General features: G+C 45.5%; 8 protein-coding genes. 1 reads left to right on the top strand and 7 read right to left on the bottom strand.

Features of this window, described 5'->3' with window-relative positions; all coding sequences use genetic code 11:
* Positions 1-106: 106 nt before the first annotated feature.
* Positions 107-3,160, bottom strand: a complete 3,054-nt coding sequence (locus K0I62_RS06930) for an AAA family ATPase (RefSeq protein WP_220070745.1) — start codon at positions 3,158-3,160, stop codon at positions 107-109.
* On the bottom strand, positions 3,157-4,302 hold the full coding sequence (locus tag K0I62_RS06925; RefSeq protein WP_220070744.1) for an exonuclease SbcCD subunit D: 1,146 nt from the start codon (positions 4,300-4,302) through the stop codon (positions 3,157-3,159). The genes K0I62_RS06930 and K0I62_RS06925 overlap by 4 nt, the downstream gene beginning before the upstream one ends.
* Positions 4,303-4,604: 302 nt before the next feature.
* On the opposite strand from K0I62_RS06925, the gene K0I62_RS06920 reads away from it, so the two are divergent.
* Entirely contained in the window at positions 4,605-5,855 is a 1,251-nt protein-coding gene (locus tag K0I62_RS06920; RefSeq protein ID WP_220070743.1) for a valine--pyruvate transaminase, read from the top strand.
* Between the two features lie 71 nt (positions 5,856-5,926).
* Here the strand turns inward: K0I62_RS06920 and K0I62_RS06915 are convergent, their stop codons facing one another.
* From K0I62_RS06915 to K0I62_RS06895, 5 genes are all read right to left on the bottom strand, one after another.
* Positions 5,927-6,202 carry a hypothetical protein gene (locus K0I62_RS06915; RefSeq protein ID WP_258405101.1) on the bottom strand — a complete coding sequence of 92 codons (276 nt, stop codon included), beginning with the start codon at positions 6,200-6,202 and terminating at the stop codon, positions 5,927-5,929.
* Positions 6,203-6,315: 113 nt separating this feature from the next.
* Entirely contained in the window at positions 6,316-7,386 is a 1,071-nt protein-coding gene (locus K0I62_RS06910; protein WP_220070742.1) for a toxin-antitoxin system YwqK family antitoxin, read from the bottom strand.
* On the bottom strand, positions 7,386-9,695 hold the full coding sequence (locus K0I62_RS06905) for a toxin-antitoxin system YwqK family antitoxin (RefSeq protein WP_220070741.1): 2,310 nt from the start codon (positions 9,693-9,695) through the stop codon (positions 7,386-7,388). The genes K0I62_RS06910 and K0I62_RS06905 overlap by 1 nt, the downstream gene beginning before the upstream one ends.
* 49 nt (positions 9,696-9,744) lie before the next feature.
* Positions 9,745-11,433 carry a toxin-antitoxin system YwqK family antitoxin gene (locus K0I62_RS06900; protein ID WP_220070740.1) on the bottom strand — a complete coding sequence of 563 codons (1,689 nt, stop codon included), beginning with the start codon at positions 11,431-11,433 and terminating at the stop codon, positions 9,745-9,747.
* A 12-nt stretch (positions 11,434-11,445) separates the two neighbouring features.
* A complete protein-coding gene (locus K0I62_RS06895) occupies positions 11,446-13,716 on the bottom strand; it encodes a hypothetical protein (protein ID WP_220070739.1) in 2,271 nt (756 codons plus the stop codon).
* Positions 13,717-13,853 lie beyond the last annotated feature (137 nt).

Below are 13,853 nucleotides of genomic sequence, written 5' to 3'. Positions count from 1 at the left end.
ATCGAAGATATGGCGGTAAATAACATAAGAGGTAGTATAAACCGATATTGAACGATAAAAAAACGTGCCTTTACAGCACGTTTCTCTTTTAACATATACATGTTTTCTATGGCAGAATAAGTTCTACTTTACTGCCCATTGCACTCTTAACAATATCGATGCGGCTGCCAATCTGCTCTTTCATCTCGGTAACATGAGAGATCACTCCAACCATACGTCCAGCTGACTGAAGATCCATTAGCGTGCGGATCGCAAGTTCGAGTGAATCTTGGTCTAGGCTCCCAAAACCTTCATCGATAAACAGGGTATCGAGTTTAATGCCACCAGCATAAGCTTGCACCACATCCGATAATCCTAGCGCCATGGACAATGCCGCCATAAAGCTTTCTCCACCACTTAGGGTCGCCACTGAGCGCACTTTCGCGGTATAGGCATCTTCAACTTCAAGTTCGAGCCCTGAAGCCTTGTTACCCTTAGCCCTATCCTCTTTACGCAACAAGCGATAACGCCCCTTACTCATTAGCTGTAATCTATGGCTGGCTTCAAGTAGCACATCATCGAGCAACACACTGAGCACGAAACGTTGTAAGCTAATTTTATTGCCGGTATTGCCATTGGCGACATCAGACAGTGTCCCAACGAGGCCATACTGCTTTTCAAGTTTTTTCGATTGCGCATCTAGGCTTTTGAGCTGTTCAGCGGTTTGTTCTAACTGACGCATACGCCCACTCAATTGCTGCCACTGATTAAGCACATTTTGTTGCGCTGTCTCAAGTTGCGACTTAGCCGCTGTTATTGCGGCGATATCGGGTTGTGTGCAGTCAGCGAGTTTTGTCTCTAACTGAGCGATGTTCGCTTGGTTAGTAATACAGCACTGCTCATATTGCTTGATCTCCTGCTCTAAAACCGCAATGCGATCGTCTGTTAGCATGGCAACTTTAAATGCAGACAAGGAGTCAAACTTAGAGGTTTGCAACTGCCGCTCAAATTCATTTACAGCAAGCTGATGTTGCTCATGTGCTCTCGCCCATGTGTCATTCGCCGATTGTAGCTGCGCCGCGGCGCTAGCCAACTGCTGCTCGGCTTGAGTATGTTGCTCTCGCAAAGATGAAATTTGTAACTTTAACTGCGCTGCATTTTGTTCCAGCTTAGCGATCTCTTGCTCTAGCGCGGCTAAATCCACCAGCTCTTGCGGTATCGCGGCCTGTAACTGTTTAAGCTGGCCCGCAGTTTCATTAAACAGTTTTTCCAGCAGGCGATACTGTTCGCGCTCTTGTTCAAGCTGCTGATTAAGTTGTAACTCTTGCTGTTGTAGTGCCGTTAGACTATTTTCAATATCGACCAGTTGTTGCTGCGCTTTGGTCGCCTCAGCAAACTCTTGCTCCAGCTGCCCTAACGCTGTTTCTAAGCCAGCTTGCGTAAGGCTATCAATACCAGGTAACTGCTCAGCCAGCTCATGCTTTCTTTGCTCAACATCCTTTAATTTCTCGATTAACTGACGATAATCGGAGCGCGCACTAGTCAATTCGGTCAGTGCACTCTGTTCATTGACTTGCGCTGCTTCACGCTCCTCATCGGTAGGGATGACGTCCTCACTTTGTGCCAGCTGTGGGTGATCACGACTGCCGCACACAGGGCACGGTTCACCAGCAGATAACTTGGCCGCTAAAATGGCCGCCTGGCCCTGATGCCAGCGTAATGTCACCGTTTGACTGTGGATTTCGCACTGTTTATGGTGCGCTTGTAGTTGTATTCCACGCGCTTTTGCCTCAACCAAGCGAGAATTAATTTGCGTAATTTCAGCGCAGCCCCGCTGCCACTGTGCATAAAGTTGCAGATGATGCTTGGTATCACTTATCTGCTGCAAGGTCAGTAACTGCTGACTATGGGCTTTTAGCTGCGGCACTCGCGCTGAAGCTGCGAGTTTTTCACCTGTTAACTGCGCAAGCTTGGTTTTTGTATGCTTACCTTGCTGCTCAGCATTCAACATTTGCTGCTGACTGTCACTCACGTTGGCTTTAAGCTGTTCGAGCTGTTTGAGTTGCGGTAATAGCGCGCGTCGCTGCTCAGCGGTCGTTAATGTCTGTTGCTGTTCAGCTTCTAACTCAGGGAGCTTCTCTATCGCAGCTAGGCTTTGATTAAGCAAATCTTGGCTCTGCTGGTGATAAGCTTGCGACTTTTGCTGCTGCTCAGTAGCTTGGGTTAACTCAAGCCTTCGAGCCTCAACCGCCTGATAAACCGGTTGCAGTAGCTTGGCATTCCGCGCGGCGACTAACTGCTGTTGCTGTTGATCTATCTGCGCTTGTTGCTCATCGAGTTGTCGAGCCAATAACTTAAGCTGCGCTAGCGTGGAAAACTCATCGGTTAATTGCTTTGCCTGCTCCAGTTGCTGACTCGCTTGCTGAACTTGTTTATCAGTCTCAACTTTTTTTGCCGTAACGCTGGCAAGCTCGGGAGCAAGCGCTTTAAGCTCGTCGTTCAGCTCTGTATCGGTTTCAAGCTCCACCCCTTGCAAGACACCATCGCGACGATTGCGCATGGCCTCGACCTCTTTTTTTATACCTAAGGCTTGCTGCTTTAATTTATCCTCAATTTTACGATAGATGTGGGTTTGAAATAGTTGGCTAAAGATTTTTTCGCGGGCCTTGGAATCGGCCATCAACAGTTCACGAAACTTCCCCTGTGGCAACACCATAACCTGACGAAATTGATCGACATCTAGTCCGGTTAATTGCTCTATCTGCGCTGTCGCCTCTGACACCTTAGCCGCCACCAGCAAGACTTCGGTGCCATCACGATGAAAACACGTTAATTGGGCTTCAGGCTTTTGCAGCGTGTAACCATCACCGCTTTTCTTGGATCTAGGTTGTTCTGGCACGCGGCGAATATGGTATTGATGCTCAGCTAACTCAAATGTAAAACTCACCTCGGTCAATCGTTCATCATCAGCCATGTCGCAGCGCATTTGCGACCCTTCGCGTTCATCACCGGTGGTTTTACCATAGAGCGCAAAACAGATGGCATCTAAAATGGTGGTCTTTCCTGCCCCTGTTGGACCATTAATAAGAAACAGGGGATTTTTGCCAAGCGTTTTAAAATCGATGATCTGCTCACTAGCAAAAGGACCAAAAGCGGTCATAGTCAGAGTCAAGGGTCTCATTGGGTATCCTCCGCTTTATGCAAGCTGTCGAGAATATCCGTCATTAACTGTTGCTGCTCGTCACTCATCGACTCACCAGCGACCTGACTAAAAAAATCGCTAAACATCTCAAACTCGCCTTTTTTAATGTGATCGCTTCGAATGGCAAGCTGGTCACTTTGCGCCATCAGCCCTGTGCGCTCGAGATGCAACACATTAGGATAAACCGTTCGTAATTTGCCCATAGCATCTAAAATGGCGCTTTTATCGGCTAAGCGCACCATCAAATAATCCTCTCGATGAGGATCATTAACCCCTTGAGTTAACAGCTCGTCAAGCAGCCCCTCGATAATACGCACGTCACGCATTGGCGTTAACGGCAATAGCTCAATACTCGCCTTTCCCGACGCGTCGATTTCAACCAACGTGACCGATTTATTTTGATGCTGCTCGCTAAACGAGTATTTTAAAATTGAGCCTGAATAGCGAATGTGCTCCTCCCCTTTGTACTGCGGCCCATGCAGATGACCGAGTGCCGTGTAGGAATATTCAGCGAATAAACTTGGCGATATTTTGTCAGCACCGCCAATACTCAAGGGGCGCTCTGAATCTGACTCACTGCCGCCATCTAAGAAACAATGACTAATCACCACCTTTGGCAAACCTTGACTATCGTGATCACTGACTTGCTCAAGCAACTTTGCCATCGCTTCTTCATGGCTAGACACATCACAATCAAATAGATGACGCACCGTCGCGGGTTCAACATAGGGCAGCGGATAAAATAGCGCATCACCACTAGGGCTAGTCAGTTTAATCGGCCGAACAGTGTTACTAATAGGCCCAATGATATGCAGGCCACTGCCCAACATCTGCCGCGAAGCAAAGCCTAACCGTTCATGCCCATCGTGGTTGCCGGCAATTAAGATGGCAGGAATACCGAGCTCATTGACCACTTGATTAAGCACATCATCGAGCAAAGCCACGGCGTTGGCGGGCGGCACAGAGCGATCGTAAATATCGCCAGCCACCACTATGGCATCGACTTGGTTCGCCTCGGCTAATTCGATGATCTGCGCTAACACGTGACGCTGATCGTCCAGCAAACTTTGATTATGTAGCTGACGACCGATATGCCAGTCCGAAGTATGGATAAATTTCATCAGTTCTCGTTTAAAAATGAGGAGGATACGAACGTATCTAATGACAGTTATAGTAAGAAATGCAGCGACAGATGGCAATGAAGTTACGCGGTGAGCGTACTATTATTCTTCCGCTGTCACCAACAGCAGACCGACCAAGATTTATTCGCCATCGCACAGTAATAGTAGCCAATTTTTACAGTAAAACATGATGTCCCGCAAATACGCTGACTAAAATTCAAAAAACATGTGCGTTTACCATAAAATCTTGTTACTACAGGCATCATTATTAGGAAGTTTTAGTTTTCAAGGTGTTCGGCGCAATGCAATTTTCAAAGTTTGGAGAGAAGTTTACTCGTTATTCTGGTATTACCCGTTTGATGGACGATCTCAATGATGGCCTGCGAACACCTGGGGCGATTATGCTCGGCGGTGGCAACCCCGCAGCTATCCCTGCGATGCAGGATTACTTTCACCAAGTTAGCGCCGATATGTTGAAAAATGGTGAGCTAGTTGCCGCCTTAGGCAATTATGATGGTCCACAGGGTAAAAATGGCTTTCTCACATCCTTAGCTCAGTTATTGCGTGATACCTATGGCTGGGAGATCACCGAGAAAAATATTAGCCTAACCAATGGGAGCCAGAGTGCGTTTTTCTACCTCTTTAACCTGTTTGCTGGCACTCAATCAGACGGTAGTCATAAGAAGATTCTGTTACCTCTCACACCCGAATATATCGGTTACAGTGACGCAGGACTCGATGATGATATTTTTGTCTCCTATCGCCCCGATATCCAGATGCTAGACAACCGCATGTTTAAATACCATGTGGACTTTGATAGCCTAAGCATCGACGACTCAATAGCGGCCATCTGTGTCTCACGCCCCACCAATCCTACAGGCAATGTACTGACCGACGATGAAATAGTTAAGTTGGACAGATTAGCCCAAGAAAACAATATTCCGCTTATCATCGACAACGCCTATGGCACACCATTTCCCAACATTATCTTTGAAGAGGTAACACCGTTTTGGAACCGCAACACAGTATTGTGCATGAGCTTATCCAAACTCGGCTTACCCGGCGTGCGCTGTGGCATAGTCATCGCCAATGAAACCATCACCACCGCACTGGCTAACTTGAATGCTATCGTCAGTCTTGCCCCTGGTGGCGTAGGCCCCGCCATAGCCGATCAGATGATCAAATCGGGGGACCTGTTGCGCTTGAGTGAAACTGTGATTAAACCCTTTTATCAGCAAAAATCGCAATTTGCGGTATCGCTATTACAGCAATCAATAATGGATGAAAGGTTTAAAATCCATAAACCTGAGGGCGCTATGTTTCTCTGGCTTTGGTTTGAACAATTGCCTATTAGTACCATGGAGCTCTATAACAGACTCAAGGCTCGAGGCGTGCTGATTGTCCCCGGGGAATACTTCTTTTTTGGACAAAAATCGTCCTGGCAACATGCACAACAATGTTTGCGCATGAACTATGTGCAAGATGAAACACAGATGCGTGCTGGCATCGCCATTATCGCCGAAGAGGTACTTAAGGCCTACGCAGCGGGTTAATTACCGAAAACTAGGCTTGGCGCGCCTAGCAATAAGCTAGGCAGCCCCTAATGCGCGGCCTCTTTGTTACTCTATAAAACCCCGCTTCGTTTTAACCCGCGCCTGACGTTTTTACAGAGTTTACCAAAACGGGAGATGTCACCCAGCAGCGGGGTATCCCCATTGGCAATGGCGGCTTCCCAGTAAGACAATTCACTATCAACTAACTCGAGTAACTTTTTAGGGCAACCGATACAAGTACCCTCAGGACCACAGACAAAATTAGCAGGTTCATCTAGCGGCAACTCCAGCTTAACCTGCTCGATGAGCTGCAACATCGCCATCGTTGGTTTAGGTTTTAATGCCACTCTTCACCTACTTAATCTGGGTCGATTTATACAAATCGACCTCATTGGTATTAGCTTGCCACATCATAGCCGCCTAAAGTTATCATCCCCCCCCCCCTACAGCTAACGTTAACCTACTGTTGAAACGTTACTTGACCAGATTCATCATAATATAACGATTGCAGTACTTTGCCCTTACCATCTAGGGTTTGGCTTATCAGCAAATGACCTGTATCACTATAGGTTTTAACCTCTTTGTCGATAATAATGCCCTGCTGGTAGCGCTTAGTTACTCTATGCTGGCCATTACAATAGAACTCCTTGAACACCCCATGTTCACCCCCCATCTGGTAATGTCGTATCGCTTCCAATTGACCATTGCTATTGCAAAAACTCAGCTGTTTGCCATGAAGCACAATAAGAGGATGATAACCATAATGTTGCTGTGATTGACGCTGGCCATTTGGCCAATAAGTATCAAACTGAGCACCATTTGACGCTTTATCATAGTCAAATTGTGTTCTGATCTTACCATCTGCAAAGTAAGTTGTTTCTGCCAACATCTTAAGATCTTGGTTACGAAAAAGCGCAGTACTCTTTAGCGATTCATTGTCAAAATAGGTTAACTTACGTACCCTTTGCTCACCTTCCTCAATGAAGGTGTGCATCCATTCTCTGCCTTTATCATAGATGATTGACTCGACATTTTCGCCGTTTTCATATCGTACGTAACGGTCAATAATGCCATTGAGACCATAAATGTAAACCGCTAGTTTTTGATCAGCGCCATACACTTCACGACTCAATAATTTATCGCTGTCATCGCGATATCTTATATGTTCGCCATCTCGCAAGCCGTTGATATACCATCCTTGGGACGACAAGTGACTGCCTTTGGCTGCAAAGCTAAAACCATCTCTTTTGCCATCTCGATATTGAGTTGCACTAAAATAGCTTGCAGGGTCGCCACTCACCATAATGCCCGTAAAGGGCTGCCCTTGATAACCGATTAAGCAGTTCTCTTTAAAGCTAATACCATAACGTTCAAAGGTGGTGCATTCTATCTGCGCTAACTCTTGCTCATCTATCGGCCTGGTTGCCTTCGAGTTACATGCAGTTAATGCAAACACCGAGACCAGTGCAGCACTACTCACCTTGAGTAATCGCCAAGAACCCTTTAAACGGTAAATAAGTAGGTTTACCATTAATGATGTTCCGTCTTAATCAACTTGCCAAACTGATCATAATAGTGCCATTCGCCTGACTGCCGATTGCTGATGTAACTCCCCTCAACACGCTTTTCTCCATTAGGCCAAAAGCTCTGCCAAAGTCCCTCTTTTCTGTCTTTGAGGTAGCTACCTTTTTCCGATAGCTTGCCATTGGTATGAAAATAGCTCGCCAGCCCGTCCTTGACCCCTTTTAACCACTGCTCTTGGTACTCAGTCTTACCCGTTGGATAATATTGGGTTAACTCACCACTCAGCTTGCCGTTATCATAAATTGCTTGGCGCTTAAGTTGACCATTACTGTAATACTCCAGCAGTTTGCCCTGTTGCTCCCCATCGACAAATTCAGCACTAACGGCGAGTACGCCATCTTCAAACCAGGTTTCCCATAAGCCAGTTTGTCTGCCTTTGTTCATTTTTCCCTGACGCTTGACTTGGCCGTTACTGACGTAGAATTCACTAAAGAATCCGGTCTGCTTTCCAGCCTGATAAATCTCACTGCGGTAAAGTACCTCGTTGAAACTGTAATACTCAACGACGCCGTCTAACTTATCTAATTTGTAATGGCTAATACGATAGATATTACCTTCAGGGATACTGCCAAAGGTCGGATCATTTTCTTGATAACGATACTCTGCCCATTGACCATTTTTTTTATCATCAAGGTACTCGCCTACCGCGCGTCGACGCCCATGATAATACTCTGCATATTTACCGTTGAGCTTGCCCTGCTTGAAACTCTGTTCGCGGCTAAGCACTCCTTGTTGATATTGCTTCCATAGCCCCTCTCTTTCACCATTAACATATTCCCCTTCCTCATTAAGATCACCATTGGCATACCAACGCGCAAAGTGTCCATGATAGGGATAACGCATACGACTATCAGGTTTCTCCGAAGCATAATTAATCAACTCTCGTGGAGAGCCGTTATCATAGAAAGATTCATATTTATCGACCCATTGACCCGCTTTGCGCTCTCCACGTTCTTTTAGCGTGCCGTCTTCAAAATAACGCTCTGATTTACCTGTTTGCTCATTATGCTGATATTGATCTAAGCTGCGAACTTTGCCACTCGTGTAATAAGCAATGAAATCACCGTGACGCTCGCCCTGTAGCCACTGTTCTTGCTTGACTAAGGTTCCCTGACGATATGATTCGAAGGTGCCGTCCTTGAGTCCCATATCATAATAACTTCTTGAAACTAGATTACCTTCTTCATCAAAACGCTCTTGAAGACCGTGAAGAGGATACTGACCGCTGTCAGCAAGCTTTTCGCTGTGGTAAGTAAATACTTTTTTGAGTTTGCCATTATCAAAATAGGTTTTCTGTAAACCCGCTTGTAGACCCTGCTTATAGTTGAACTCACCATCGAGGACACCCGATAGGTTAAAATAACGCTGCAAGCCGTCTAACTGCCCATTAAGGTAATGTTCCTGCTCTAACTTAGTGCCATCGTCATTAAAATGCAGGTACTCGCCCTCACGTCGACCATTGTTATAACGCTCTTGTACAGAAAGCTGCCCATTGGGGTAATACTCTAGTGCTGTGCCATGTTGTAGACCCGCTTGGTATTCATTATTACTCTCGGGTGTACCGTCATCATAAAAGGTTAACCAAGCTCCCTGACGTTTACCATTAGCGTCATATTGTCCTTTTACTCGTGTTTGTCCCTTACTGTTTTGCTCAAGATAAGGGCCCGACAATTGATGATTAGTATACTGTTGACGCTGAGCTAGCGTGCCATTTTCGTGAAATGTCTCCCACACACCATGACGCAGATTGTCAACATAGTGCTCTTCTGCCCGTAATTTTCCGCTGGCGTAAAAACGCTGTACCTTAGTTTTTTCTCCGCCCACATAGTCAGTACGCTGCTCAAGCTTACCTTGATAGTCATATTGCTCCCATTCACCGCTTGGAACACCTTTGGTAAATTGCTGTACTTCTCTCAACGCCCCAGCTTGATTGAATAGCTGCCAGCGACCATCTTGATAACCATTAAGGTAATGACCATCGACTAACTTTTGGTTGTTAGGCAAAAACACCTGCCAACGGCCATTAGGCAAGCCTTGAGAAAACTGTCCTAAGGTATAGCCCTGATTATCTCTGACTATTGCCAACTCTCCCTCTAAGGCCATGCCAGTTGCTAGGTTATAGTAGAATCCAACGCCGTCTTGCTGACGCACCTCGACCATCAATGAAGAGATTTTTTGTGATGCGATGACTGGACTACTAACGAGTGTGACCGCAGTTAACGCAATGCCCGCGAGAGTTGATGGGTAAAAATTCATTTAAGCTTCCTTGTTATCTGCACGTATTCATTGCAGCGATAGCATTGTACTAATTGTGAGGGAAAGAAGAGAGGCCATCATCGATTTCGCCGTGATGATAGTGCAGATACTCACGCAGTGAACCGTCAATATTGAACTGATACTGTTTACCGTGCTTGAGGCCCAATTTATCATAATGTTCAATAGCCATAATATAATTCTCGGCCGTGCGCAGCTGCCAAGACCCCACCTGCTTGCCTAAAGCATAATGACCATACCAATATTGCCGATATGGGTTCGGAGTCGGATCATAACGGTTACTCGTATTAGCAAAGATCCAGTCTCCATCCCTAACACCGTCGACATACAGACCTTGCTCATATTGTTGACCATTACTCGATAGCCGCTCAAAGCTTCCCGATAGCTTTCCTTGACGATAAAAAATACGCTCAAGTAACTGCCCAGAAGGACTGTTAGATAAATACTCACCATCGAGCTGCCCCGCTAGATTATATTGACTCGTGGTGATCATTTTGGCATCACGCTTTATCCACTGGCCAACCTGTTTGTCATCACGGTATTCACCGCTTAAAATAACCTCTCCTTTATCATTGCGGCTTTCTAACAATCCATTTCGTTTACCGTCACGGTATAACTGCTTAGTGATCTTAGCGATTTTACCTTTATAGGCAGTAGATGAGCTGATGTGCATCCCTGTGCGCAGCCCATTTAATAACTCCTCTCTGCCCACAAGCCGATCTTGATAAAAATGCTCTTCGAGACACCAATGCTTAAAATAATCATGCTGCTTACGTTCAAGCAATTGTCCATCTTTAAAGCGTTCACGGGTCACTCGATGTTTCTGTTTTCCCTGATATGCGATCGCTTGGTGCAGTCGTTTATTACCGAGCTTATCGAACTCAATAGATGAAACGAGTCGTCCTTGCTCATCAGTTACATCGCTTTGTGCAAGATTACCGTTATCAAAATAGGACAACTGCTTACCCACCTTAACGCCATCTAACCATTGATGGTGCTGCTTAATTTGACCATTATCGTAATACACAAAGTAATCGCCATGCTGCTTGCCATCTTGATAAGACTGAGTCACTTCAACCCGCCCCTGTTTCCAATAGGTTTCGATGCCATGTTTACGTCCCGCTTTCTTGGGGCTCTCTAAATAAAGCTCACCAGTATCGTCAAAATAACGATCACTGCAATCACCACTATGACAGAGGATCCCTCTTAGCTTGCCGCCCGCGGAGTAGAATCGTTCACTCCCAGAAAGTTGACCATGTTCAAGGAAATGCTCCGTTTTGAGTTGACCGTTAGGATAGAAAACCTTCTGTGTTCCCTGGGGCTTATCATCTACAAACTGGCAGGCACAATTGAGTACGCCATCTTGATCGTAAATATTGACTAAGCCTTGTCGCCGGCCATTTTCATCAAAATGCCCATGCTCAGCCAAGTTGCCATTAGGATGAAAAAATCGGTAATCACCTATAGTCACATTATCCGTAAGGCCAAGGGCATCACCTCGAATAGTCCCCTTAAACTGCACTCTGTCACTGTCGATATAATAGGTCTCGACACTAAAAGTGCCGTTAATAACCTCTATTGGTTGTTTAAGATAAAAGCGCGCTTGCTGTTTATCTGATGTTGGCAACCAATCCTTGTCTAATAGCTGAATATCCGCATTAACTTGAGCGGAAATGCACAGCATAAGGCAAGTTAACATGGCTAATAGTTTGCTTTGCATGCGCCCTCTCGCCTAAGGTAATGACTGAAAATGAAATTGATAAGGCACAGTAAAAGGCTCATCCGAAATGGTCAGATAACGCGCACTAGCGGCAGCCCCATTGACGCTGAGTCGTTTGCCATCAATCAAAGCCTGCTTAACGCTAAGTTCATCACTTTTTACGGGCAATCGAATGGAGAGGCGTTGTCCATTAATGTCCCAAACATTGAGATATTGAGGTAATAATTTGCTCGACATATCGGCAAAATGACTGGCCTTCAACCAAGCGCTAACATCAACCAACCAAGGAGTATGGTGATTGGATTGATTGTCAGTCATCGGCAAATCATGCCAATCAGGCTTACCTTGGCAAATAATTTGGCCGCTAATCGTTTTGTCATAAAAGTAACGACGCACATCATCTGTTGTGGTTAACACATAGGCACTATTTGCATGATTAATTTGTTGTAAATGCCACTCCACAGGACTATCACCGTCCTTAAATCCCTGTTCAATTGTCGGAGAACAAATAGAGGTCAATACTGTTGCTATCGGAATAGAAAGATCGTGCCCATCAGTTGAGATAACGCCTAAGCTTTTAGGAACATCCGATTTCTGCTGCTCATTTTTTAAATCTACAGAATAGAAATCCGTAGCGACTGGCGCCAGACGCAGATCCTCTTCATAACTCGATTGGCTAACAAACATTACCGTCTTTGTTATTTGGCGGCCTTGCTGTTGTTGAGTTTGCAATATTGGTAACTGCTCAGGACGCTCAGATAGGATTAACTCAATGACCTGGCTGGGTGAACCTGACGGAAACAGTTCATTTAACAGATCCTGCTCGGTGATTGATAACCAACTTGGCCCTAGCACCGCTTGGTTAGGAAAGTCCATTTTTCCCTTCAACGTGGCTAAATCAGGGTAAATCGCGTTGGTCTGGCCATTTACAATCTTAAGCAGATAATGGCTCGAATCCCCATCTAATGATGCCAACGAGAGCTTTGCATCACCATATTGATAGGGGTTGAGCAATAGCTCATCCCAAGACAAAGAATGATGACTTGCTAATATTGGCGTTAGGCTAACCTCTGCAGTGATATGATCTACCCGCTCTATCTTTTCTTTCATTCTTGTTTCCGCATTAGTCCAGAGCAGCGGCAGCAAGTTAACTTCAGAAGTCACAGTACCATCAAAATTATCAGCATCATGATAGCTATATTGCCAAAACGGCAACTCGATACGCTTACCGCGCCAATCGAACAACCTGATATTGCTATAGCGCACTTTGGTGGAGTAGATGTGGTTGGTTAACCCATGAATATACCGAAGCGTGATATCCTCTTGTTGAGAGCCATGCATAATCAAGCCTTTATCAAGCTGCATCATAGCTTCTGAGAGTGACTCGTCGAATCCTTGGTATGAAAACGGATCCTTGCCTATTTCGTAGAGCTCGTTATCAGAATAATTAATCCCCGGTTCATCCTGCCACAGCATATTACTAACGTACGGAATTGATCTTGGCGCCATAACCCAGCGGGTGGTCTGAGTTTTGTTTTGGCGTTTCTTTTGCTCAATCAGCACTAGCTTACTTAGCCAGCCTGTTTTTCTGTCAAACTCAATCTTACCGAAGGTGATAAGTTCAAACGATTCGACTTGGCGACTATTATCTAAACTCGCGGTAATGCTCGAGTCTGTGACATTATCAACCGTCCAAGCGGTATCGGGTAGCAAAGTTAAATGGATACTATCCCCTGCACGAGCCCCCACCCGAGCATCGAGTGAATCGCTAACGATAGGGGAATGTTTAAAAAGAGATAGCAATGACTCTATTGCTGCTTGTTGATTTTCTCGAAGCGGAGAAACGAAGGCATCCCACTCATCTGTGGCATTGATATTCAGCTGCGGTTTTTGGCCAAATACCTGAGTTAACTGCATCCCTTGATGCAAGATATTGGCAAGCTTTGAACCCGAAGAGGCCTTATCGAAGCTGTTAACCCTTAATCGATTTCTAATATCTTCATATTGCAACAGCTGGGGCGTAACATTAAGCCGTGTAGGTAAAGTGTGGCTGCTAGCTTCTAATCCTGAGTCTTCACTAGGCAAACGCTGATAATCAACCAGCATCCTCGCCCGCTGAGTGACCACAGCCTCATCACCATTGGCAAACACCTTGCTGTTAGCGATCTGATATTGATGAATATCTGTCGATAACCCATCACATTGAGCTGGTGCGATACAGACGATAGTGCTGACGAGCACCATCCATGATGCCATAACTAATGAGTACTGACTGCTGTTCACTCTATCATCCCTGATTATATGTTATTGAAATGTAATGGTACAAATCTATATCCATTTATTGTACACACAAATCAGGTCAAAGAACCAGCGTCAAAAAACGTTCAGTAAAATTTGTAGATACTGCGCAAATACCGACA

Origin of the sequence: Shewanella psychrotolerans, from assembly GCF_019457595.1 — a bacterium.
Lineage (GTDB): Bacteria > Pseudomonadota > Gammaproteobacteria > Enterobacterales > Shewanellaceae > Shewanella > Shewanella psychrotolerans.
The sequence above is the reverse complement of the archived record's forward strand: the minus strand, read 5'-3'. Positions and strand labels throughout refer to the sequence as shown.